Annotated in this window: 22 protein-coding genes; 13 read left to right on the forward strand and 9 right to left on the reverse strand. The window is 54.3% G+C overall.

Annotated elements, in window-relative coordinates:
- Nucleotides 1-8: 8 nt before the first annotated feature.
- The 5 genes from ACA075_RS10725 to ACA075_RS10745 are packed head-to-tail and all read left to right on the forward strand — an operon-like array spanning nucleotide 9 to nucleotide 5682.
- Nucleotides 9-1121 carry a polysaccharide pyruvyl transferase family protein gene (locus tag ACA075_RS10725; protein ID WP_497298423.1) on the forward strand — a complete coding sequence of 371 codons (1113 nt, stop codon included), beginning with the start codon at nucleotides 9-11 and terminating at the stop codon, nucleotides 1119-1121.
- A complete protein-coding gene (locus tag ACA075_RS10730) occupies nucleotides 1118-2338 on the forward strand; it encodes an MATE family efflux transporter (RefSeq protein ID WP_497298425.1) in 1221 nt (406 codons plus the stop codon). Before ACA075_RS10725 ends, ACA075_RS10730 begins: the two co-directional genes overlap by 4 nt.
- Nucleotides 2338-3441 carry a hypothetical protein gene (locus ACA075_RS10735; protein WP_497299230.1) on the forward strand — a complete coding sequence of 368 codons (1104 nt, stop codon included), beginning with the start codon at nucleotides 2338-2340 and terminating at the stop codon, nucleotides 3439-3441. The genes ACA075_RS10730 and ACA075_RS10735 overlap by 1 nt, the downstream gene beginning before the upstream one ends.
- Nucleotides 3442-3453: 12 nt before the next feature.
- Entirely contained in the window at nucleotides 3454-4491 is a 1038-nt protein-coding gene (locus ACA075_RS10740; RefSeq protein ID WP_497298426.1) for an acyltransferase family protein, read from the forward strand.
- Between the two features lie 39 nt (nucleotides 4492-4530).
- Nucleotides 4531-5682 carry an SGNH/GDSL hydrolase family protein gene (locus tag ACA075_RS10745; protein WP_497298427.1) on the forward strand — a complete coding sequence of 384 codons (1152 nt, stop codon included), beginning with the start codon at nucleotides 4531-4533 and terminating at the stop codon, nucleotides 5680-5682.
- A 4-nt stretch (nucleotides 5683-5686) separates the two neighbouring features.
- On the opposite strand, the gene ACA075_RS10750 is transcribed toward ACA075_RS10745, so the two are convergent.
- Together ACA075_RS10750 and galU are read right to left on the reverse strand one after the other, a co-directional pair.
- Nucleotides 5687-6094: a mannose-1-phosphate guanylyltransferase gene (locus ACA075_RS10750; protein ID WP_497298428.1), complete on the reverse strand. Its 408-nt coding sequence runs from the start codon at nucleotides 6092-6094 to the stop codon at nucleotides 5687-5689.
- A 27-nt stretch (nucleotides 6095-6121) separates the two neighbouring features.
- On the reverse strand, nucleotides 6122-6955 hold the full coding sequence (gene galU, locus ACA075_RS10755) for a UTP--glucose-1-phosphate uridylyltransferase GalU (RefSeq protein WP_090182155.1): 834 nt from the start codon (nucleotides 6953-6955) through the stop codon (nucleotides 6122-6124).
- Nucleotides 6956-7264: 309 nt separating this feature from the next.
- Between galU and galE the strand changes: the two genes are divergently transcribed.
- From galE to ACA075_RS10785, 6 genes are all read left to right on the forward strand, one after another.
- Nucleotides 7265-8281, forward strand: coding sequence for a UDP-glucose 4-epimerase GalE (gene galE / locus ACA075_RS10760; RefSeq protein WP_497298429.1), 1017 nt, complete (start codon nucleotides 7265-7267; stop codon nucleotides 8279-8281).
- A 141-nt stretch (nucleotides 8282-8422) separates the two neighbouring features.
- Nucleotides 8423-8665 carry a hypothetical protein gene (locus ACA075_RS10765; RefSeq protein ID WP_497298430.1) on the forward strand — a complete coding sequence of 81 codons (243 nt, stop codon included), beginning with the start codon at nucleotides 8423-8425 and terminating at the stop codon, nucleotides 8663-8665.
- Between the two features lie 86 nt (nucleotides 8666-8751).
- The gene (locus ACA075_RS10770) at nucleotides 8752-9861 is read left to right on the forward strand and encodes a polysaccharide biosynthesis/export family protein (RefSeq protein WP_497298431.1); all 1110 of its coding nucleotides are present in this window, start codon (nucleotides 8752-8754) and stop codon (nucleotides 9859-9861) included.
- A 14-nt stretch (nucleotides 9862-9875) separates the two neighbouring features.
- The gene (locus tag ACA075_RS10775) at nucleotides 9876-10541 is read left to right on the forward strand and encodes a YjbF family lipoprotein (RefSeq protein ID WP_497298432.1); all 666 of its coding nucleotides are present in this window, start codon (nucleotides 9876-9878) and stop codon (nucleotides 10539-10541) included.
- Nucleotides 10538-11299: a capsule biosynthesis GfcC family protein gene (locus tag ACA075_RS10780; protein ID WP_497298433.1), complete on the forward strand. Its 762-nt coding sequence runs from the start codon at nucleotides 10538-10540 to the stop codon at nucleotides 11297-11299. Before ACA075_RS10775 ends, ACA075_RS10780 begins: the two co-directional genes overlap by 4 nt.
- Nucleotides 11296-13374, forward strand: a complete 2079-nt coding sequence (locus tag ACA075_RS10785) for a YjbH domain-containing protein (protein ID WP_497298434.1) — start codon at nucleotides 11296-11298, stop codon at nucleotides 13372-13374. Before ACA075_RS10780 ends, ACA075_RS10785 begins: the two co-directional genes overlap by 4 nt.
- Before the next feature lie 297 nt (nucleotides 13375-13671).
- Here ACA075_RS10785 and ACA075_RS10790 read toward each other — a convergent pair whose 3' ends face one another.
- The 4 genes from ACA075_RS10790 to ACA075_RS10805 form a co-directional block, all read right to left on the reverse strand.
- Nucleotides 13672-15066: an undecaprenyl-phosphate glucose phosphotransferase gene (locus ACA075_RS10790; protein ID WP_497298436.1), complete on the reverse strand. Its 1395-nt coding sequence runs from the start codon at nucleotides 15064-15066 to the stop codon at nucleotides 13672-13674.
- A gap of 358 nt (nucleotides 15067-15424) precedes the next feature.
- Entirely contained in the window at nucleotides 15425-16114 is a 690-nt protein-coding gene (locus tag ACA075_RS10795) for a winged helix-turn-helix domain-containing protein (protein ID WP_497298437.1), read from the reverse strand.
- 29 nt (nucleotides 16115-16143) lie between these two features.
- Nucleotides 16144-16905, reverse strand: coding sequence for an EAL domain-containing protein (locus ACA075_RS10800; protein WP_497298438.1), 762 nt, complete (start codon nucleotides 16903-16905; stop codon nucleotides 16144-16146).
- 30 nt (nucleotides 16906-16935) lie between these two features.
- Nucleotides 16936-17676: a winged helix-turn-helix domain-containing protein gene (locus ACA075_RS10805; protein ID WP_497298439.1), complete on the reverse strand. Its 741-nt coding sequence runs from the start codon at nucleotides 17674-17676 to the stop codon at nucleotides 16936-16938.
- Nucleotides 17677-18176: 500 nt separating this feature from the next.
- On the opposite strand from ACA075_RS10805, the gene ACA075_RS10810 reads away from it, so the two are divergent.
- Nucleotides 18177-19010 carry an undecaprenyl-diphosphate phosphatase gene (locus ACA075_RS10810; protein ID WP_497298440.1) on the forward strand — a complete coding sequence of 278 codons (834 nt, stop codon included), beginning with the start codon at nucleotides 18177-18179 and terminating at the stop codon, nucleotides 19008-19010.
- Nucleotides 19011-19063: 53 nt separating this feature from the next.
- On the opposite strand, the gene dusA is transcribed toward ACA075_RS10810, so the two are convergent.
- Complete coding sequence (gene dusA / locus ACA075_RS10815) at nucleotides 19064-20059, reverse strand: tRNA dihydrouridine(20/20a) synthase DusA (protein WP_497298442.1); 996 nt, start codon at nucleotides 20057-20059, stop codon at nucleotides 19064-19066.
- A gap of 242 nt (nucleotides 20060-20301) precedes the next feature.
- Here dusA and ACA075_RS10820 point away from each other — a divergent pair, with 242 nt between their 5' ends.
- Nucleotides 20302-20502 (forward strand): hypothetical protein, encoded by a 201-nt coding sequence (locus ACA075_RS10820; protein ID WP_497298443.1) that lies wholly within the window; start codon nucleotides 20302-20304, stop codon nucleotides 20500-20502.
- Between the two features lie 134 nt (nucleotides 20503-20636).
- Here the strand turns inward: ACA075_RS10820 and ACA075_RS10825 are convergent, their stop codons facing one another.
- Nucleotides 20637-21428: a transporter substrate-binding domain-containing protein gene (locus ACA075_RS10825; protein ID WP_497298444.1), complete on the reverse strand. Its 792-nt coding sequence runs from the start codon at nucleotides 21426-21428 to the stop codon at nucleotides 20637-20639.
- A 171-nt stretch (nucleotides 21429-21599) separates the two neighbouring features.
- A complete protein-coding gene (locus ACA075_RS10830; RefSeq protein ID WP_497298445.1) occupies nucleotides 21600-22304 on the reverse strand; it encodes a murein L,D-transpeptidase catalytic domain family protein in 705 nt (234 codons plus the stop codon).
- Nucleotides 22305-22367 lie beyond the last annotated feature (63 nt).

The following is a 22367-nucleotide window of genomic DNA, read 5'->3' on the forward strand; positions in this document are numbered from 1 at the left end:
ATCAAGATATGAACGTAACTATTTTGCATGGCTACAGTGCATCCAATTCCGGTGATGGCCTCCTGGTGGATTTGGCAATTGCCTTGGTGCTGCGAAACTTCGGTGCCGACACGTTAATCAATGTCGTTGCGTCAGACCCCCAATCATTCAGTTACCTTCCCTATAAGCGGTATGACGCGCCAGTCATGGCGGCAAAAGGACTGGGGCGCGTGAAGGAAGCGGTTTTCCTTAAACAGTCTTACGCGCCACTCGCCGACCTCTTGAGCACCAGTGATCTGATCGTCGGGGTGGGCGGTGGGTACATGCGGTCAAAGAGCGCCTTTGAACACATCAAGCTGAAGCTGGGTCACGCCAAACAGCTCGAAACGGCGATCTTGAGCAAGGTGCCGTCGGTTTACCTGCCGCAAAGTATCGGCCCGTTCCACGGTGAGAGCAGCGCGATCGTAAATCACTATGCCAGTGCCGATGCGGTGTTTGTCCGTGACAACAGGTCGTCGGCTATTTTCCAATCCAATGAAAATGTTCATCGAGCGCCAGACCTGGCGGTCCAGGCGTTGGCGAAAAAGATTCTGGTGCAACCCAAGTTCACCCGCTGTGCGTCATCGCCGGCCGTGGTCTGTGTGGTTTTACGCAAGCCGCCGGAATGGAGCAAAGAGAAAAAGATCGCCTACGTTGCCAACTTGAAGCTTCTTTTGAAGAGACTTAGGGCGAAAAGCAAAGTGGTCTGCGCTGTTCAAAGCGCCGTCCGTGGCAACGATGACGGAGCGTTCTATCGGGAACTTGGCATTACCGAGGACCTCTTGCCCTTGAAGGCGACCCTGTCCAAGTATCAGCCCGACCTGGTCATCTCCGTAAGGCTGCACGGAGCCATCGAGTCTTTACTCGCCGGCGTGCCTGCGTTTCATATCAGCTATGAACGCAAAGGTTTTGGCGCCTATCAGGATATGGGCGTGGAAGATTGGGTGATCAATGGCGGGGACATCAATGTCGACACGATCATTGACACGGTTTACGCCCCGAACGCGTTGTCCAGATTCGGTAAAAAACTGACGGACACCTGCAAAGAAATCGAAGCCAAAACGGAGCATATGGACACGATCATCAAAGGGATCGTTCGATGATATTTCGGCTGTTGCTACGCGGAGGTGCTTTAGGCGCAAAGTTTTTACTGGTGTTGGCCATCACGCATTACCTGGGTTATGAGGCATTGGGTTTTTACGGGGTGGTGGTGGCCGCTTCATTGATCGCTTCCAAGTTTTACAGCGTCGGGTTCAGTTCTGAAATCAACCGGCTGATCTGCGTGGGGGGCAGTACGAAGCTTGTCGTTGATAAGGTACTGATTCTGTACCTGGCCGTTGGTTTGTTGTTATCGGTGGTCACGGTCGCACTCTACTCACTGTTCAGCGATGTTGAGGCGAGTGCCGCGTTGATCGCCTGCGTCACGCTGTTGCTGCTCACCGAGCATCTGTCCTTCGAAATAAACTCGTTTGTCTTTTCCGCACAAAAGGCCAACTGGGGGGCGTTGTTGTTTTTCATCAAGACCGGCCTCTGGGCGCTCTTTGCCGTGGGCGGACTGATGACGGGCGTAGTGTCCACTATCGCCAGTGTGCTTTGGTTGTGGGTGGCCACCAACCTGTTGGTCATCGTGGCCGGTTACTTCATTGTGGTTAACGTTCATAAGGGCCGCGACGTCAGTGCCGTCACCACGGTTTCGGTCTGGAAGGCAGGGTTGCCCTTTTATCTGGGAGGCGGGCTGATCGCATTAAGTCAGTACGCTGAACGATTTCTGATTCTGGACATTGAACCGTATGCCAGCCTCGGCAAGTACGTGTATTCCTGGTCTGCGGCCAATACGTTGCAAGCGCTGTCCTACGCCGTTGTTGCAGTGGTGGGCATTCCCGTGCTCGCCAAACGTTATAAAAATAACCAGCAGGCGCTGACGGTCCGGCAATTGTTCGTTAATCAATGGGTGCTGCGCTCGTTGATTGTTTCCTGCGCAGTGGCTGTGCTGATTTATGCTTTCTTCAACATCCTGCTCGACTACGTGGACGCAGCAGTCCCGCGTCCGGATAACCGGATTTTAGCGATTCTGATTTTCTCTTTTGCCCTGCGCGCCGTCGGCGACATCGTGTGGGGCGGTCTTATTGCCTCGAAGAACAGTCGGGTTTCGTTAGCCAGCGCGGCGATCTGTTTAGTGGTTTCACTGCCCGTCAGCTATGTGCTCATCAAGCACTATTCAATTTATGGCGCGGCGTGGGGCAATGTCTTTTCGATCACGGTGCAGTTGGCCGTCATTGCTTTGCTGACCAGGTTTTCCCGGTCGAAGGGGGCCTTGTAATGGCCATCTCTCTACCGTCTATAGAGTTTCGCGGAAGAAAACTCGATTCGCCCATTTCATTGCTGATTCTGCTGTGTGGTCTTTTTCTGTCTATTGCGATGCCGCTGCTTATGCACCGCGATCCTGGCCCCGATGCCATGACCTTGTGGACGTCATACGTTCGTTCAGACAACTGCAATTTCTGGAATCCGTTTTCACCAGACCGGTCCTCCTATGAGTGCTCCGCCTACCTGCTGCGTCCCACCGGTATCAACCTGACCAATGCGTGGGCCTACGGGATGTTGTGCAACCTGTTTCTGACCTCTATCCCGATCTTCATCTTCAAAAGAATACCGATAACGATCTTCCTGACCTTGTGCCTGTGGGGGGTGGTCAGGTCGTTTTTCCTCGATAACCTGACCAAGGAAATCATTGTCTCGGTGGCGGTAATCGCCATTTTGTTTTTCTCCTTTTCGAGGCGTTACCGCGCGGGCTTTTTTCTTTCTGCGCTGTTTTACGGTGTGCTGATCCGACCCTACTGGATATTGTTTTCGCTGGTCTGGGTCGGCGTGTGCGTAATGAAGAAGCATGTGTCGCGTTTCAGCTTTTTCGTGATGTTGTTCATGTTCTATTTGGTGATCGCGACGGCCATTCAGTTGCTGGTCGGCTATTCGGTTTCATCCATTCGCGCCAGTAACAATGAACAGCGAACCTTGGGTGAAGAAGGCTCGAAGTCATTGATCGTTTCGTGGATTAACGGCGGTGACTTCGTGTCGCAGGCCGTGGACTCGATGAGCATCTTTTTCAGGCTGTCTTTCCCGGTGGAGTTGATTCTGCTCTCCGGTCTGGGCCAGATCATCTTCGTCGTCCTGATGATGATGACCTCGTTGTTGATGTTCAAAATGATGACGTCGAGTCATTACAAAGGCTCAACCATCGAGCCGAAAGTCAAAGAGCTGATTGCGATCCCACTGTCCTTTTTATTGGTGCAGGGGTTGTTCGAGCCTGACTTCGGCTCGTTTGCCCGACATTTCTCCATGGTGGTGCCGGTGCTGTTTCTGGGCCTGGGATTACAGTTGCGCTCAAAAAAGCCTGAGTCGGTTGAATCAAGCGTCTTGCGCTGAGGTTTGTGGTTTATGCAAAGCAAGAAAAAATCGTTGGAAATAGAAACGCTCAGAGGCCTGGCATGCCTGCTGCTGGTGCTCTATCACGTGATAGGGCCGTTGGGCGGCGGACTGAAAATAGACCTGGGATCACCATTTCGGGTGTTGGCGGATTCGATGGTGTACGTCAGGATGCCGCTGTTCACCTTCATATCGGGCTACATCTATTCGATATACAAAATCAGAGGCAATGACTTCTCCGCTTACTGCGTTGGCAAGGTGAGACGGTTGATCGTGCCGTTGTTTTTTGTCGGTATTCCGTTTTCGGTGCTGCAGGTTGTCGGGCCTGGCGTTAACAAGGAGGTCGGGTTAATCGACGCCTTGTTGTCGTTCTACATACCGGTTAACCATTTCTGGTTTTTGCAGGCCGTCTTCATCATCTTTGTGTTTGTCGGTTTTCTGCAGTGGCGCGGTCTGTTGCAGACGGCGACGCGGCTGTATCTGCTGTTCTTGTTTTCGGCGCTGGTGTTCTTGTTGCCGGCTTTTCCGGTTGATGCGTTTGGCATCAATGGCGCGGTCTATTTGTTGCCATTTTTCGTGACGGGGATGATTTGCCACGAAAAGGTCAGCGCTTTAAAGCAATCGCTGAAAGTGATCGGGCCGGTCGTGTTCGTCTTGATATCGGCTGTGCTGCTGTATGTCGCCGCCGTGGATCGCGAACTCATTGTCGATCGTAGAAGCGTTGTCGGTTTGCTTGTTGGCTGTATGTCCTGTGTGGCGCTACTGTCGACTGACATGCGTTCGAAAGCCCTGATCTGGCTGGGTGGATATTCTTACGCCATTTTCCTTTTTCACGTGCTGTTTGCCGCCAGTTCGCGGTTTGCCTTGGGGCGTTTGGGCGCCACGGACGACAGCGTTCTGGTCGCAGGCGGCGTGCTGTGCGGATTGTTGGGGCCTGTGCTGTTGTCGAACGTTTTCAGCCGTTTCACCCTGACTTCCGTTCTGTTTTTGGGCGAGCGTGTTACCCGCAAAAAGACTTCAGAGGTCGGGTTGAAGGTGCCTCAATCCTGAGTGCCTATTCAGCCGGCTTCCTGATAGAGGGATGAGTCAATGGTAGATGTCGATGATGTGCGCCCTGTTCCTGCTCCGGTTGTCGAAGTGAGAAGTTCACGCGAGCGGCTTTCCACAATGGCTAAGGGTAAAGCGGGGGAGGTGCTGGCCATCTCGGTGATAGGCGACAGTTACAGCGCCGGGCAGGACTTTTATCTCAATGCCCTCACTCAGCACCTGGCGAAAGAGTTTGGTTTCGCCGGGCCTGGTTACGTCGGGTTCAATCACGGTGCCGCGCTTGGCGGTACGAATTTCAAATACACCCGCGGCAGCAAGAACTACTTCGGTGGGGATTGGGACGTTTCCAGTCTTGGCCAGGCGAGTCCGGACAGCCGCACCGTGACCGGGCAGGCCGGTGCTTTTCTTGAAGTAGACTCCAAAGAAACAGCAACCATCAATACAGCCATTACCGACGCCAAGTTGCTCTACCTGGGCAATGGCAAAACCAGTGAGATGCGCTATCGGTGGACGCCTTCAGATACCTGGCATCCTTTGACGACGGCCGGTTCAGGTGTTCAGGAAGTGCAACTTAGCGTCCCCGTCAATGATGAATGGTCGTTAAGGCTCGAAGTGGTGAAAGGTGCGCCGACGTTGTTTGGTCTGTGGCTGGCGAATAATCAGGGCGGCGTCAGGGTCTCCAAACTCGCTGCTTCCGGCGCCGCCTCAGGTGACTTTTATAAAAACGACCGCCCATGGCAAACCCAATGGAAGGCCGTTGTTTCCAAGATACCGGCGGACGTTTACCTGATCATGTTAGGCGGTAATGACCAGGGGTTTGGCGTCAAGCCCCAGGACTATCTGGAGAACATGAAAGGGTTGGTGCGGATGATTCGCGAAGTTCATCCGGCCGCGAGCATCAACGTAATCCTGCGTCAGGACACAACGCGCTCCAGTGCCTATCCGATGTCGGAGTACGCTCAGGTGCTTGAGCCTTGGGCGCATTCGGAGCACATCGTGTATTCGAGTTTGCAGTGCACCTTTGGTCCCGACTTCAAGCGCTACGCCAATGATGGGCCGACGCCCATGATCGGCCCGGACAACATCCATCCCATCCCGGGTTCGGGCGGTCGGCTTATCGCCGATTATGTGTATCGCCTGATTGTCGGAGGTGTCAGTGAGTCGTCGGGTCAGTGTGGTTCTGCTTTGAAATAATCATTCACCGTTCAAAGCGTTCCAGATGGCTCATCAGCTCTGCCGTTTTCACAGGTATCAAGTCAGGATCACATCGCGTTTCAATATTGACGACGATTGCCGGGTCGCTATAGCGCACGCGAACCCGGAATCGCCAATCATTGAAAATCACTTTAAGCCCGTCGCGTTCATCGATATCCAGGGCCTGGTGGGCGTACAGACTTTTCAGATGATTCAAGAGTGCAAAAGGATCCCTGACCGGGCGATGGATATCGCCCGAAGAGGGGAACACCCCGATGCGCTCAACCAACAAGGCTGTGCCAAACCAGGCCGCCGAAGTGGAGGATAACGACGGGGTTTTTGACAGCCAGGCCATCACCCCAACGTTGCCCGCTTTCTGTTCGATGTCTACCGAGCGTTTTGCAGTGGTCATAGTGGCCTGCCTGAGTGAGTGAGTGGGTCAAAGACCGTTGAGATACAGCTGCTCATAGCAAAAGTTGGTGGCGTCGATATAGCCTTCTGCACCGCCGCAATCAAAGCGCAGGCCTTCGAACTTGTAGGCCAGCACGCAGCCATTTTGCGCCTGCTTCATCAGTGCGTCGGTGATCTGGATTTCGCCGCCCTTGCCGGGTTGGGTGTCGGCAATCAAATCAAAAATATCGGGGGTCAGAATGTAGCGGCCAATGATTGCCAGGTTGGACGGTGCGTCCTCGGGTGCCGGCTTCTCGACCATGCTGTTGACCCGGTAGATCCCTTCGGAAATCAACTCGCCGGCGATCACGCCATATTTGTGAGTCTGATCTCGAGGCACTTCTTGAATGGCCACGATCGAGCAACGGAATTTTTTGTAGAGCTTGATCATCTGCGCCAGTACGCCGTCACCTTGCAGGTTCAGGCACAAGTCATCCGCCAGCACCACGGCGAACGGTTCGTCACCGATCAAGGGACGACCGCTGAGAATCGCGTGCCCCAGGCCTTTCATTTCGACCTGACGGGTGTAGGCGAACGTGCACGTTTCAATCAGCTCCCGGGTGCCGGCCAGAAACTTTTCCTTTTCGGTGCCGCGAATCTGGTGTTCCAGTTCATAGCTGATATCGAAATGGTCTTCCAGCGCACGTTTGCCCCGGCCGGTCACAATTGCCATGTGCTGCAGACCGGCGTCCCGTGCCTCTTCAACGGCGTACTGGATTAAAGGCTTGTTGACGATTGGCAGCATTTCCTTCGGCATGGCTTTAGTAGCAGGCAAGAAGCGCGTGCCATAACCGGCGGCGGGGAACAAGCATTTACGAATCATAGATATATCCTGGAAAGTCATTCCACAGCCACACGGAAAACAATATCGAGTAGGGCTGTGAGTTTTGAAGTATTACGGAGGTTGTACTTTAATACCTGAGTGGGGGTTTATTGGCAATTATTAGCAGGTGTAGAGTGGGGTAAATGTTATTAGTTGTCGGGACTGATACCTTTTAGTTAATTTTAGTCGGTGTCTGTTAATAGTGTCGGTTGTTCTGAAGTGCTAATAAGTGTTTGGCGTCAATGGGTGATGTGCGCATTTAACATCACCTGTCATTGAGCACTTAAATACCCCACTATGGACCGCTCTATGAAGATTCTGGTAACGGGTGGAACCGGTTATATCGGTTCTCACACTACACTTGCGCTGCTTGAGGCGGGCTTCGACGTGGTTGTGCTGGACAACCTTTGCAACAGCTCTGACGCGTCCCTGCACGCCATTGAAGCCATCTGCGGCAAAACCGCGTCAATGATTCGCGGGGATGTGTGCGACCGAGCATTGCTGGACCGGATTTTTCAGGAGCATTCCATTGATGCTGTCCTGCATTTTGCCGGGCTCAAGGCCGTAGGCGAGAGCGTGCGCAAGCCGCTTGAGTATTACGAGGCCAATGTTTGCGGGAGCATTACGCTGTGCCAGGCGATGTCGGCGGCGGGCGTGTTCCGGTTGGTGTTCAGTTCATCGGCCACGGTGTACGGCGCGCCTGAGCAGATGCCGATTCGAGAAGATTTTCCTACCGGTACGCCGACCAATCCCTACGGGCAATCCAAGCTGTTCATCGAAAACGTGCTGCAGGATCTGTTTGCGGCAGAGCCGCGCTGGAGCATCGCGTTGTTGCGTTACTTCAACCCGATCGGCGCTCACGCCAGTGGCCACATGGGTGAAGACCCCAGCGGGATTCCCAATAACCTGGTGCCTTACATCAGCCAGGTGGCCGTCGGCAGTCTCAAGGAGTTGTCGATATTTGGTGACGATTACCCCACCGTCGATGGCACCGGCGTGCGCGACTACATCCACGTGGTGGATCTGGCGGACGGGCACCTCAAGGCATTGCAGACGATCTCGACGCGTACCGGAATCAATATCTGGAACCTGGGCACGGGCGACGGTTACAGCGTTCTGGAGGTAGTGCGGGCCTTTGAGCAGGCTTCGGGGCGTCCAGTGCCTTATCGCGTGATGCCGCGACGCTCGGGCGATGTCGCCAAGTGTTGGGCCGATCCTTCCAAGGCGGCGAAGGAGCTCGACTGGAAGGCCACGCGGAACTTGCAGGAGATGATGACGGACACTTGGCGTTGGCAATCGAACCATCCCAAGGGCTACCTCGAGTAAGGCTTTAAACAGGCCGTCAGCGTCCGGTTTTTCTGCTGAACTGTTATATCAGGACTCGATGTTAATTATGGTCGGGAAAATTGACTGGAAACCCATCCCGCAAGTCCGTAGATATAAAGAACACGCAGGAAGGAGTTTGATATGAAAAAGATGATGGTAATTGCCGTGTTGTCGATGATGAGCAGCGGGGCTTTCGCAGTAGAAGCACCTCTTTCGCTGGATACAAAAGTGTTGGGTGATGTCACGGCGGCACAAGCGGCGCTGGCCAGCACTGCGCTGGTTGCAGGTGCCGTTGCAGCGTCTAACAGCGGCGGAAGTTCCAATGGCGGAACGACCGGAAGTACCGGGACTACAGGCACTACCGGTACCACCGGCACAAACTGATAAATACCGCAGGTGTCACACAAGATTGCCCGGCTAACACTGGGCGATCTTGTTTTGGGTTTGCCCTTGAATAGCGTAGTGCCATTATGATTCGTAGTGTTCCTTTTTTAATGCTGGCAAGTATTGCTTTGCAAGGTTGTATGTTTTCGCCAGGTCAACATATGAGCACCAGCGATATCACTCGCGAAGGCGCCAGCGAAAACAGTCGGGTTGAGCTTATTCCGATCACCCCCAAGCTCATCGCCATGGACAGGGCCACTCAGGTACGTGAGTCATTGCCCCCGGAATTGTTGACCACGCCCGACGAATACCGCATTGGCAACAACGATGTCTTGTACATCACGGTTTGGGATCACCCCGAGCTGACCGCACCTTCTGGCGCGCAACAGCAGATCGATGCAAACGGCCGTCTTGTTCGGTCCGATGGCACGCTTTATTACCCCTACATCAAAGAAGTCCAGGCCGCCGGAAAGACCATCCAGCAACTGCGATCCGATATTGCCGAGAAGTTGTCGACCTTCATCTCGGACCCGCAAGTGGATGTCGCGGTGTTGCGCTTTGCCAGTCAGAAAGTGGTGGTGTCGGGCGCCGTATTGAGAGCAGGCCCTCAAGCGATTTCCACCAACCCGCTCAACGTGGTTGAAGCCTTGGGTTCGGCCGGTGTCGATCCGCTGAATGCGGACTTGTCCGGGTTGCTGTTGACGCGAAACGGGCGGGTTTATCCGCTGAATCTCGACGCGCTCAATCAACAGAATGCCGAGTTGCAGAAGGTCTATCTCAGAGGTGGCGATCAGTTGTATCTGCCGTACAACGACAGCAAGAAGATCTACGTGATGGGCGAGGTCAATCAGCCGCGTGCATTGACGTTCAAGACCCGCACCATGAATCTTTCCGACGTCATTGGCTCGGTAGGGGGGTTGAACCAGACTACTTCGAACGGCAACGCTGTGTACGTCATCCGGGGCGTGGAAAACCTCGATGTAGAACCCGCCAAAATCTATCAACTGCTAGCCGAATCGCCTTCGGCCATGGCGCTCGCCACTCACTTCGATGTTCGTCCCCAGGACATTGTTTACGTGGGCCCTGCCAACGTCACCCGCTGGAACCGCTTCATCAGTCAATTGGTGCCATCGGCCTCGATTCTCGGTATGGGCGCGGCGGCACAAAACAACTTAAGTGAAGCCAACAGCAGATAAGGTCTGGTCCCACTGTGAGAACGTTGAAAGTTAGCGTCTGCTTGATGGCGGCCTTGCTGTTGTGTGGATGTAATCCGCTGATGAAGGCCACCTTGGCGAACTTCAAAGCCGTGGTCACCGGGCCTGACGATCTGGAATTGACCCCGGCGCAAGTGGCCGAAGTTCAGTATCCGCAACTCAAGCTGACGACCCCTTCCGGCGAAGGGGTGTTGGCGATGGTGCGTGAGCGAGGCGATTTGCAGTACTGGGTCGCGTCCGGCAAGCAGGTGCTGTTGCTGCGCGACGGGTTGGCGGTTCGCACTGTCGGCCTGGGCTTTGAAGGTGACCTGGACGGGACCCGTATCGAAGCGCTATCGCCGTTTAAGCAAGGCCTTCACCGACTGCCCGACGGATACACCAGCCAGCGCTGGATCGATCTCTATCGAGGTTACGAAGTCGGTGTTGCCGTGAGCAGTCGCTTCACTCGAAAACCCATGGAAACCCTCAGGATCCTGGACAAGGAATACGCCGTGCTGCGTGTCGATGAGCAGATAGAAGCACCGGCTATTGGCCTGCGCGCGACCAATCATTATTGGGTCGATCCGGATAACGGTTTCATCCTCCAGAGTGAACAGCAACTGACAGGGCAACTCAGGGTGAAGATCGTGCAGTTGACCTCTGAGCGCAGGGCTGTCCGTTGAAGTTTCCCAAGGTGTTATGGACGTGCCTGTTGTTGATCTCCGGTGTCGTGAATGCAGCAGTCAACGTCAGCGGCGATGTGCACAATCCGGGGCCGGTCGAGCTGCAACCCGGGGGGCGCGTGCTGGACGTGATGCGTTTGGCGCAACCCAACCCTGAAAGCTACTGGCTGGCGGCCGCCTGGCTGCGACAACCATTGCATGAGGATCAGACCCGACTCAAGGCGGGGGTCCTGTTCGACTTGAAGGTGCTGCAACGCACCGCATTGCTGTTCGATCGGCCCAGCCGGGCGGCATTGGCGTTGCGGTTGTACGAGCAAGTCAGCCGCATGCCGGTTACCGGGCGCGAATTGGCAGTGCTGGATCCGATCGCGGTAGAGGTCGGGTTCGCTCGCAACTTCCGCCTCGATGACGGCGACAGCCTGGTTTACCCGATGCGTTCCGATGTGGTTGAGGTGCTGGGCGCTGTCGCCGAACCGTGCCGGCTCACCTATAGCCCGCTGCAAGAAGCGCGGGATTACCTGCAAGGGTGTTCACTGCTGGCCGATGCCGAAGCCGATTACCTCTGGATCGTTCAGCCCGATGGCGTCACCCGCCGTGTCGGCATTGCGCCGTGGAATCGCGAAAGCGGGCAGGTGCCAGCAGCGGGCAGCAAAATCCTGGTCCCTGTCAAAACCGATGATCTTAATCCGCCTATACCTGAACTGAATCAGCAGTTGGCCGAATTTCTTGCCACGCAACTGGCTGAGGTGGTTCCTTGAATTTACGTTTTGCTGCAGTGCTGTTGTTGCCGTGTGGTTTGGCTCACGCAGAGCCGCGATTGACTCAAAATGATTTCGGCGGCGTCGGCTTGATGCAAACGCCGACGGCCCGAATGGCACCGGCCGGCGAGCTGAGTGTGAATGCCAGTCGAACCGACCCCTATACCCGTTACAGCGTTTCATTGCAGCCATTTGAATGGCTGGAAGGTTCGTTTCGCTATACCGCGATCACTAACCGCCGGTATGGCCCCGAATCGTTGAGTGGCGACCAGAGTTACAAGGACAAGGCCGTGGACCTCAAGGTCCGCCTGTGGCAAGAAAGCCACTGGGCACCTGAACTGGCCCTGGGTTTTCGGGACATCGGGGGGACCGGGCTGTTCTCCAGCGAATTCCTGGTCGCTAACAAACGCTATGACGACTTTGATTTCAGCGCGGGTATTGCCTGGGGATACATCGGCAATCGAGGCGATTTCGACAACCCGTTGGGTTGGGCGGCTGATCGCTTCAAGACCCGGCCGGACGGCGAGGGCACCGGTGACGTCAACACCAATGCCTATTTCCGTGGGCGACCTTCATTGTTCGGCGGCGTGACCTACCAGACACCTTGGGACCCGCTCAGCCTGAAGCTCGAATACGAAGGCAACGACTACAAAAACGAGCCGAAAGACAACGCCATCAAGCAAGATTCGCCCATCAACATCGGCGCCGTGTTCAAACTGACCGATTCGGTCGATCTCAGCGCGGGTTGGGAGCGCGGCAATACCGCGATGTTCGGCATCACCCTGCACACCAACTTCGTCAGCCGCAAGGCACCGGCCAAGACTTACGATCCGCCAGCGGAGCGTCTGCCGACACAAGCACCCGCCACTCCACCGGATCAGGTCAACTGGGCCAACGTGTCCCAGCGCTTGCAGAAAAATGCCGGCTATAAAGTCGAGCGCATCACTCAGCGCGGCCCCGAGTTATTTGTGTACGGCGAGCAGACGAACTATTTCGATTCGGCCAAAGCGGTCGGCCGGGCCAGCCGGATTCTGGACAACAGCGTCAACGACGATATCGACTGGTTTACCCTGGTGAACAAGCGTTATGACATGCCGCTTGAAGAAACCAGCGTACCGCGCGAGACCTTTCGCGAAGTGGTCAACAATGAGGAGCCGCTGCAAACCTTGCACCGCACCACTGAGGTCAACGGGGCGATGCCGCACACCGAGACCACGCTCTATACTGCTGCGCGCGATCCCTTCAACTATGGCTTCGGGCTGGGCTACAAACAGAACGTCGGTGGCCCTGACGGTTTGCTCTATCAGCTGAGTGCCGATGCGGACGCCGAATATCGTTTCACGCGCAATACCTGGTGGAGCGGCCTGCTCAGCGCCAACCTGGTGAACAACTACGACAACTTTACCTACGACGCTCCAAGTGGTTTGCCCCGGGTGCGGACCGACCTGCGCAAGTACCTGACGACCTCTGACGTCACCATGCCCACGTTCCAGCTCAACCACGCCGAGCAATTGGACAGGGACCTATATGGCATGGTCTACGGCGGCTATCTGGAGTCGATGTTTGCCGGGGTTGGCGGTGAAGTGCTGTTCCGTCCGGCAGGCCAGCGTTGGTCGGTGGGTGCAGACCTGAACTACGTGCGTCAACGCGAGTTCAATCAGGGCTTTGGCCTGCGTGATTACTCGACCGTGACCGGCCACATCACCGGCTATACCGACTTGCCTTTCGATACCCAGGCAGCCGTCAGTGTCGGCCGTTACCTGGCGCGGGATTGGGGCGCGACGATCGACCTGTCGCGGGAGTTCCGCAATGGTGTGCGATTCGGTGCATGGGCCACGCTCACCACCGCGACAAAAGCGGAATACGGCGAAGGCAGTTTCGACAAGGGTATCTACATCTCTATTCCTTTCGACGAATTGATGAGCATGTCGACCATGCGTCGGGCCAATATCGTCTGGTCGCCGCTGACCCGGGACGGCGGTGCACGGCTCAATCGCAGCTACTGGCTGCACTCGATGACCGATAGCCGTGACAGCGACTTGTTCTACCGTAACTTCGACAAGATCACTGAGTGAAGGCGGGCGATCTGCAGGGCGAATAGTGCTGCAGATCGCATCGCGGTCGACCGGAAGGGGCGACCTGGAGGGTCTTTTAGTGAGCAGCGCCATCTTGCGCAGGGTTCTCTGCGTTATCCCGACACACTTGCAACGATAAGCCGGGGGCTGACTTGGCTCCCGGCTTGAACAGGTGTTGCCGCGTATCAGGGGGGCTGGTTTGGCAGGGGTGTGAGTGCAACTCAGCGCGCAATACACGCCCATGAAAAAGGGGACTTGCGTCCCCTTGTCATTTTGCGGTGCCTGGCATTCAAACGATCAATAGATGTCTTTTGACAGCAACGTGAAGGGAGTCTTTACCAGAATCTTCAGGTCCAGCCACAACGACCAGTTATTGATGTACTTGAGATCGATCTCCACACGCTTTTGCATCTTGTCGATGGTGTCGGTCTCGCCACGGCAACCGTTGATTTGAGCCAGCCCGGTAATCCCCGGTTTGATTCGGTGGCGAGCCATGTAGGCGAGAATCTTCCCGGAGTAGTAATCGTTGTGTGCAACGGCGTGGGGACGTGGTCCGACCAGGGCCATATGGCCTTGCAGCACATTGATCAGCTGCGGTAGCTCATCCAGAGAAGTGCGACGGATAAAGCGTCCAACCGGAGTGATTCGTGAATCGTTACGGCTGGCCTGCTTGACCTCTAGATCATCGTGCACGCGCATCGAGCGAAACTTCCAGACCTGGATCACCTTGCCATTCCAGCCGTGGCGGTCCTGCTTGAAGAACACCGGACCGGGGGAGTTGAGTTTAACGGCCAGGGCAATCAGCAACAGCAACGGGCTTAGAAGAACAAGGGCCAACAGCGCCACGCTCTTTTCCAGCAGGCTTTTACTCAGTGCGGCGGTCGGCTGGCTGGTCAACGGGCTTTCATTCAAGTAGATCGCCGGCAAGCCGTCCACGACCCTTACCGAGTGATTGAGCAGCGTCAGGCTGTTCAAATCCGGCACCCAGACCACGTCGACGTTGGCCCCCAGCAAATCGATGTACATGGCTTCGATTTTTGCCGCTTCACTCAGGGGCAGCGTGATGTACAAACGTCGGATGTCATGGGCCTTGATCAACTCCAGCAACTGCTCCTGCGGGCCTACGATCGGCGGTGAACCCATCGCGAGCGGGAGCGTGGTGTCGGTGCTGACCAACCCCACCAGCGGGAAGTGTTCAAGGCTGCGCAATTTCCTGGCGAGCCCCAGCGCCAACTCACCCGTACCGACGATCAGGGTTTTATGCTCGCTTTGAAGTGACCGTTGATAGTATTGCGAGAACCCGTGCAGCGGCACGTACAACAGAGCCTGTCCGAGATAACCGCAGGCTGCCCATACCAAGATCAGTTGACGGGAAAACAGTTCATCGGCCTTGCAGATGAACGCCACACAGGCCAACGCCGCCAGGGTCATTGTCCAGCCCATCAACAAACGTCCCAATCCCTCCAAGTAATTATCTTTCTTTGCGTAGACGCCACTCCAAGTATAGGCGGGCACCGAGGCAAGTACCGTCAGGATTGCGCACACTCGGTAATAGAACTCAACCGTCCCGGTGTGGTAATAAACCAATAGAAACAACAGGGCAACAACAAAGCCCTGACCCAGTGCCCATTGTCCCCAGAAGGTCAATCCTTTGAGGTGGGTATTTCGATTGATACGAAGATTGTTAACCATGCGATATCCCCAAAATACGTCCATTCGCGTGTCGACAGACAAGAGCCAAGTTGATGTAACAAATATTATTGTTTTTATAAGATGGCAAAACATTGACGGTCGAAACACCACTGCGCGGCGCGCTCGTCAGTGAATAGATTAATTTATTGGGCAGAAAGCTGTCTGACGACTTTTAACGAGTGGTAAGTGGGTGTGCTGGTTATATTGAGGCGGCGAGGTGTTAGAAATGGTCAATAATGAAAGTTGATTTCAGGAGGGGGCAAGCGAATTATCTGAGGAGGGGGGAGGAACAGTAGGGTGAAATGGTGGGGTGCTTTTTTGTTTTTGTATGCACTACCATTGCGGTCGTCTTATTGATTCAGGTGAGACTTTTTCCCCGTACTATTTTTTGAATCAGGCAATAGCCACGATTCCTGACGGCCCGGAACAAACGTTCACCATTGCTGGCACTTTTGAACTTTTCCTGTAGCCTACTCAAGCACATTTCCAGGCCTCGATAATGTTCGGGTTCTCTGCCGATGCTCCGAATAAGATCATCTTTACTTACGACTCGCTCATCATGGTGCAGCATTTTCTTGACCAGTGTTGCTTCCAGTCCGGTCAAGACAACCTCTACGTCATCTTTGATCAATGCGCCATTGCCATGACTCAATCGCCAAGCTTCTGTATAGGGATAATGTGATTTGACCGCCTCATTGGAGAGTGAATCCTGGGTGGCGTCCCGGTCTTCATCCGCCGGTGAGGATATGTTGTTGCACCGCGTATCGGACTGGGCCGCTCGCCACTCGGATTCGAATGACGAGAGTATGCGCTGTGTATCATGTCTGATAACTGGAGGGACACTTCTGTCCAGGTGAGGGGAAATAAATTCCATGAGTTTAGGGGCGGAAGAGGGTAGGGCAACACCCTCAACAAACATCTTTGCCTGCGACGTACCAAATGAGTTATATCGCTCGCTTGATAGTAAAGCCTCAAGCTCTAGTTGTAATGCCGGGCTGTGTGTAACTACGACAAAATATTTTCTGGGGAGGGGTGTACTGCTTTCCATGTCTCTCTCCTGAAGGGCACACTCGGTTTTTAATTCAAAAGGTTGTCGACAGGGGAGTAATGGCTCCCTTGAAAATATTCAAAAGGCAACGCGCGCGCCAGTATATGGCTCGCGGCATGCTCCACTCTGTCAGCTATGAAGGCGACTTTGGTGGTGTGGGTCAGCATGGTCATGCGTTCGTGGAGACGATTGAATAACTCGGGGTTGCCTGTCAGTTTAAGGCTCAAGTCTAGGGCTGAAAGAGGGATCTTGATATAGTCGAAAAGATTCAGGGTTGTAAAGATCTCGATACTTTCATTGTCGATGTTGTAACCATCGAACGCGATTTCTATGCCGTGGTCTTTCAACAAATACACGTTGTTGAGAATCTTCTTTTTATCACTGAAACTGACCGCCGAAAGGGGCAGTTCATTGAAAGCGATAACCAGCGTCTGGCCAAAATTGCGCAGGGCGTCGCTGGACTGTATCAACTCTTCCGTGAGTGCTGAATCGGCAAGGTCTGATTGTCCGACGCAGACAAATCTACGACTTAAGTATTTGTTTTTGCTAGATATATTATAATCTTTCAGCGAAAAGGCAATCAGCCGGGTCTGCATGAGCACTTCACTGTAGATGCCGCTCATCTGCTGCATGGCTGCCGCAAAAGTTGCATGGGCTGGCTGAGCCGGACTGTCGTCAAACTGTATTCTGATCTCGCTGCCAAATGGGCAGTCATCACGAGTGAGGATCAATTGTCGAGACAGATAATGACTCGCACGATAGATATGTGACGCGCTCATCGTTGCGTTCATAATGCAATAACTCCCTGCATATTATAATCATCAGGCGGTCGAGATCAGACCCCTGACGAGACGATATCCATGCCCACGAATACTTTGAATGGCGTTAGTGCCATACATGCCTTTTATCTTGCCGCGAAGGCGGCTGATAGATTTTTCCAAGGCCCTTGGGTCATAAAACGTTATATTCAGCCCCATGATTCTGGCGATTTCATCGTGGCTCAATATTTGGTTTCTTGTTTCGGAAAATGCTTCAAGGATTTTCATTTCCGGAAACGATACATCCAGCTTTTTATAGTCTCCAATCAGGCACATACGCGTCGGGTCCAAGAGCAAATTGTGCTGCTTGTGCCATTCTGCGCTATTAAAAAACTCGGAAAGTACGTCCGGGTTATCTTCTGGAAGCGTACTGAATTTAATGCAGTGGTCGGCGCCAGCAAGATAGTATCTCATCTTGTTGTAGGTGCCTTTTCCGGTGATGGCTACAAAGATAATAAGGGCCTGGTTATCGGCACGCATATTTTCCACCAAGGCGATGCTTTCATCAAACGCCTGTGGGCTGTCAATGACAATGAATACTGCACGGTATGAATGGGAGTCCTCATTTTTTCTAAACAAGTTGTTGAAACACATGGTATCAACGGGTATATCATGCGCTACATATCTTGCAACTAATGTCCTGAAACCCTCAGCTAAACTATGGGTCCGCCCAATGGTGAGAATACCCGTCACCTCCTTTGTGTGGCTGTGGCTGGTATTCGTTAATTTCCCTGTAAGCATCATGCTTTGACTCGGCTGGGTGCTGTCATTTGGATGTTAAAGCACCAATTCTCATTTGTGACTGACAATTGGTAACATTTCCCGGGTTTTCAAGCAGGGGTCACAATTTTTTTAACATTGTTGACCAATCTGGCGAGATCCTTTGTGCCCCTGAAGCTTGGCATGCACAGTGGCAAAGGGGCATCATTGTGCCATCTTTTCGCGCAATGTCCCGCTTTTCCAGTTCAATAAGCCTGGGTGGGCGGCTGAAGCTGCCTTAGTTGTATTTTTTATTGAGGTCTTATGAGTTACCAGAACTAGGCTGCTTTAAGTACTGGTTTGAGTCTGGCTTTAGTTTGGAACTAAACGATATTTCTTGTTATATAACGTCCATGACTCATGGTGGCAGTTATGACATTTGTTAACGTTGAGTTTTAATCCAGGTCTGAATGCGTTTTACTGACTCGTTGGCGATATAGCCGTCAGTTCGTCAGCAGATCTGCTTTTGTGGGTGAGGGGGATTAATGGATTTTTGGACTACCGTAACGATATTGATTTTAGGCGTGGTGGAAGGGCTGACAGAGTTTTTACCCATATCAAGTACAGGGCACCAAATCATTGTCGCGGACCTGCTCGGCTTCGGCGGTGAGCGTGCCATGGCCTTCAATATCATCATTCAACTGGGGGCCATCCTGGCCGTGGTCTGGGAGTTTCGGCGCAAGATCCTCGAGATCGTCACAGGCTTGCCAACCCAACTCAATGCGCAACGGTTTACCTTGAACTTATTGATCGGCTTTATGCCTGCCGTTGTATTGGGTATATTGTTCGCCGATAAGATTCACGAGTATCTGTTCAATCCAATCACCGTGGCGGTGGCATTGGTAGTGGGCGGTATTATTATGTTGTGGGCTGAGCGGCGGGAACATGTGGTGTATGTCGACCATGTTGACGACATGCGTTGGACCGACGCCTTAAAGGTCGGGTTCGCTCAATGCCTGGCGATGATACCGGGTACCTCACGCTCAGGATCGACCATTATCGGTGGGTTGCTGTTTGGACTGTCGCGCAAGGCGGCCACCGAGTTCTCGTTCTTCCTGGCCATGCCAACCATGGTCGGTGCGGCCGTCTACTCAGGCTACAAGTATCGGGATCTGTTCCAGGCCGGCGACCTGCCAGTCTTCGCCTTGGGCTTCGTCACAGCGTTCTTCTTCGCCATGATCGCCGTGCGTGGCTTGCTCAAGTTTATCGCCAGCCACAGCTACGCCGCGTTCGCCTGGTACCGAATTGCATTCGGTCTGGTGATCCTGGCCACATGGGCATTCGGTTGGGTTAACTGGACTGAAGCAGCAGCGCTCTGACACTTGAACCAGGCTGCGGACCCGCCAGCCTGGTATTTGAAAGATAAAACGGATTAACGCCCTTCAAGCAACTCAGCTGCCTGATCCAGCAACGCCAAAGGCTCTTTAGCCTTGTGGATATCCACCGACAACAACTGCCGAAACTTGCGTGCCCCCGGAAACCCGGTGCCCAGCCCCAGCACGTGCCGGGTGATATGGTGCATCGAACCGCCCGCATCAATATGCGCCGCTATATAAGGCCGCAACTGCGCCAGCGCCTCCGCCCGGGTAATCACCGGCGCCGTACTGCCGAACAACTGCTGATCCACCTCAGCCATCACATAAGGATTGTGATACGCCTCGCGGCCCAACATCACACCGTCAAACGTCTGCAAATGCGCGTGACAGGCCTCCAGTGTCTTGATCCCGCCGTTAAGAACAATCTCCAACTCCGGAAAATCCGCCTTCAACCGCGCCGCCACGTCATAACGCAGGGGCGGAATGTCACGGTTCTCCTTAGGCGACAACCCCTCCAGAATCGCGATCCGCGCATGCACCGTAAAACTCGTGCACCCGGCATCCCGAACCGTCCCGACGAAATCACACAACTCCTCGTAACTGTCCCGCCCATTAATTCCGATCCGATGTTTCACCGTCACCGGAATCGACACCGCATCCCGCATCGCCTTCACACAATCCGCCACCAACTGCGGATGCCCCATCAGGCACGCGCCGATCATATTGTTCTGAACCCGATCACTCGGACAGCCGACATTCAGATTCACCTCGTCGTAACCGTGGTCCTGGGCCATGCGGGCGCAGGCGGCCAAGTCGAGAGGGACGCTGCCGCCGAGTTGCAGGGCCAGCGGGTGTTCGGCTTCGTTGTGACGGAGGAAGCGTTCGTGATCACCGTTGAGGAGCGCGCCGGTGGTGACCATTTCGGTGTAGAGGAGGGCGTTTTTCGATAATAGACGTAGGAAAAAACGGCAGTGGCGATCGGTCCAATCCATCATCGGGGCGACGGAGAAACGGCGGGAGAGCGGGGCGGGTGTGGCGCTGATTGGGGGCATTGGGGATCTGAAATCGGTGGGGCTGGGAGGTGGGGGAGTTTATCAGGAATGGGCTTTTGAGGTTGAGACGAGTCTTACTGGCGTTGCGTTGCAGTAGAAGAGAGCGCCTTTTTTGCATCAAGAACCCGCCTTAGCTGAACCAATCCTGTCGCCCAGCCAAGTTTCATGATGTCTGACGAATTAGCGTCCTAGGATGAGGAGTAGCCGAACTACCACGCTTTCAGCCCCCAGGAACCTGAAAAATGATCTCAAATCTCTTCAAAGTAGTGATGATCATCAGCGCTCTGCTTTTAAGTGCCTGCTCAGGCGTCAGCACCAGCACCTGTTTTTCAGAAGGCTGCCAATCGTTCGACGGCCATGGTGCCAGCAAGTTAAACCTTGGCGGAAGCGCGATCGGTAGCAGTTTCAGCGAGTACAGCTCGGAATTGTTGCACGACGATTAAGGAGTAACGCCCCGGCGGAAGATGTTTCCGCAGGGGCGCGTTGTTATTTGATGCACCGTGGGTGCTGATTTTGCGACTGCTTCGCAGCCGGACGCAGGCTTCGCCAGCTGCTACAGGGGTCGTGGGTGTGGTGTTTATTTGGGCGCGGGCGTTGCTATCCACTGGCTCAGGACTTTCTGGTAGTTGCCGGTCACTTTGGCGAGGTGCAGCCATTGGTCGACGTATAACTTCCAGGTCATGTCATCGCGGGGCAGCAAGTAAGCCTTCTCGCCGTACTGCATGAATTGGCTCGGGTTAACCGCGCACAACCCGCGTTTAAGTTTCTGCTGATACAACGCTTCCGACGCATCGGTAATCATCACATCGGCCTTCTTATCCAGCAGTTCCTGAAAGATGGTCACGTTGTCGTGAAGGCTCAATTGCGCCTTGGGCAGAAACGCGTGAACAAAAGCTTCGTTGGTGCCACCGGCCGGTTCAACCAAACGAACCGAAGGCTGGTTGATTTGTTCGACGGTTTGGTACAGCGCTTGGTCTTCGCAGCGCACTAACGGGATTTTGCCGTCGACATCCAGTGTGGTGCTGAAGAAGGCTTTATTCTGACGTTCCAGGGTGACCGAGATACCGCCGACGCCGATGTCGCATTTGCCGGCCAGCATGTCGGGCATCAGCGTTTTCCACGTGGTCTGTACCCATTCAACCTTGACGCTCAGGCTGTCGGCCAATGAGCGGGCCATGGCGATGTCGATGCCCGAGTATTCGCCGTTCTCGGCTTTGGAGGTATAGGGTTTGTAGTCGCCCGTCGTACACACGCGCAGTTCACCTTGCTGGATGATGCTGTCCAGATGCGAGGCGCTTTCCTGGGCTTGAATGCCAACACTTAGAGCGAGCAGGCCACTGAGCATCATTGTGCTTTTTATGGTTTTCATTTTTGTCGGGCTTTAGTGATGGAGTGGGGTTGAAGCGACATTGAGTGTAATAGCTAAAAGCGCAGAGGCCGAAAATGAAAAAGGGCGCTCCTTGGCGGGCGCCCTTTCTCGTATTTAGTGCCTTTCAGAAGCAGAGGCGGTGATTATCGCTCTGCAAGCATCACACATTGTTCACTTGCGGACAGTGGTTTTGGAGGTTGACGCCACGGTACCGCTGCCGCAATTGATATACGAAGAAGACTTTAACCAACGCTGATCCGGGTAGTAAGAAAACAACAGTTGCCCACCCTTCATCGAATCAATCAGCCGACGAGCAACCGCCGGCCTTACCGCCGGGCAGCCAAGGCTTCTGCCAATACGCCCATTCGCACGGGCCAGGACCGGACTCACATAAGGCGCGCCATGAATCACGATGGCCCGGTCAAACGCGTTGTCATTGAAACCCGGCTCCAGGCCTTCCATGCGCAGCGAGTAACCGTTCTGCCCGACATAGCTCTGCTGGGTGCGATACAACCCGAGGCTGGTGGCGAAGCTTTCATTCTGATTGGAGAAGTTGACGGCCATGTTCTCGCCGCTGTTGCGTCCATGGGCGACCAGTTCATGAAACAGCAACTTGCGCTTCTTTAAATCGAACACCCATAAACGTTGTTCGGTCGAAGGCAGGGAATAATCAATAACCGCAAGTCTTTGGACAGGATCTTTGCCTTGAGCGATGCTGCATTGCGAGGCGCGAACGGCGAGGTTGATGACGTTGGCGTTAGCTTTCGGGGCCGCTTTGATGAGGGCGGCCGCGAGCGAATCGGCGTAGGCTGACGGTACGGACATTGCAGTCAGTAGCAGGGCCGAAAGTAGATAGCCAAAACGTAGTGGCGCCATATAGATGTCTCATCATGTTAAGTTCGAGTCTAGCAGTGCGTTGCAAGCCGGGCGTTGAATGCG

The sequence above is a fragment of the Pseudomonas sp. LBUM1663 genome, assembly GCF_059695905.1.

Coding starts and splice junctions, on each gene's coding strand:
- ACA075_RS10825 (WP_497298444.1), bottom strand. CDS start 21,428: ATGAAAACCATAAAAAGCACAATGATGCTCAGTGGCCTGCTCGCTCTA.
- ACA075_RS10810 (WP_497298440.1), top strand. CDS start 18,177: ATGGATTTTTGGACTACCGTAACGATATTGATTTTAGGCGTGGTGGAA.
- ACA075_RS10830 (WP_497298445.1), bottom strand. CDS start 22,304: ATGGCGCCACTACGTTTTGGCTATCTACTTTCGGCCCTGCTACTGACT.
- ACA075_RS10820 (WP_497298443.1), top strand. CDS start 20,302: ATGATCTCAAATCTCTTCAAAGTAGTGATGATCATCAGCGCTCTGCTT.
- ACA075_RS10730 (WP_497298425.1), top strand. CDS start 1,118: ATGATATTTCGGCTGTTGCTACGCGGAGGTGCTTTAGGCGCAAAGTTT.
- ACA075_RS10740 (WP_497298426.1), top strand. CDS start 3,454: ATGCAAAGCAAGAAAAAATCGTTGGAAATAGAAACGCTCAGAGGCCTG.
- ACA075_RS10790 (WP_497298436.1), bottom strand. CDS start 15,066: ATGGTTAACAATCTTCGTATCAATCGAAATACCCACCTCAAAGGATTG.
- ACA075_RS10765 (WP_497298430.1), top strand. CDS start 8,423: ATGAAAAAGATGATGGTAATTGCCGTGTTGTCGATGATGAGCAGCGGG.
- ACA075_RS10725 (WP_497298423.1), top strand. CDS start 9: ATGAACGTAACTATTTTGCATGGCTACAGTGCATCCAATTCCGGTGAT.
- ACA075_RS10735 (WP_497299230.1), top strand. CDS start 2,338: ATGGCCATCTCTCTACCGTCTATAGAGTTTCGCGGAAGAAAACTCGAT.
- ACA075_RS10770 (WP_497298431.1), top strand. CDS start 8,752: ATGATTCGTAGTGTTCCTTTTTTAATGCTGGCAAGTATTGCTTTGCAA.
- galU (WP_090182155.1), bottom strand. CDS start 6,955: ATGATTCGTAAATGCTTGTTCCCCGCCGCCGGTTATGGCACGCGCTTC.
- galE (WP_497298429.1), top strand. CDS start 7,265: ATGAAGATTCTGGTAACGGGTGGAACCGGTTATATCGGTTCTCACACT.
- ACA075_RS10805 (WP_497298439.1), bottom strand. CDS start 17,676: ATGATGCTTACAGGGAAATTAACGAATACCAGCCACAGCCACACAAAG.
- dusA (WP_497298442.1), bottom strand. CDS start 20,059: ATGCCCCCAATCAGCGCCACACCCGCCCCGCTCTCCCGCCGTTTCTCC.
- ACA075_RS10745 (WP_497298427.1), top strand. CDS start 4,531: ATGGTAGATGTCGATGATGTGCGCCCTGTTCCTGCTCCGGTTGTCGAA.
- ACA075_RS10800 (WP_497298438.1), bottom strand. CDS start 16,905: ATGAACGCAACGATGAGCGCGTCACATATCTATCGTGCGAGTCATTAT.
- ACA075_RS10795 (WP_497298437.1), bottom strand. CDS start 16,114: ATGGAAAGCAGTACACCCCTCCCCAGAAAATATTTTGTCGTAGTTACA.
- ACA075_RS10750 (WP_497298428.1), bottom strand. CDS start 6,094: ATGACCACTGCAAAACGCTCGGTAGACATCGAACAGAAAGCGGGCAAC.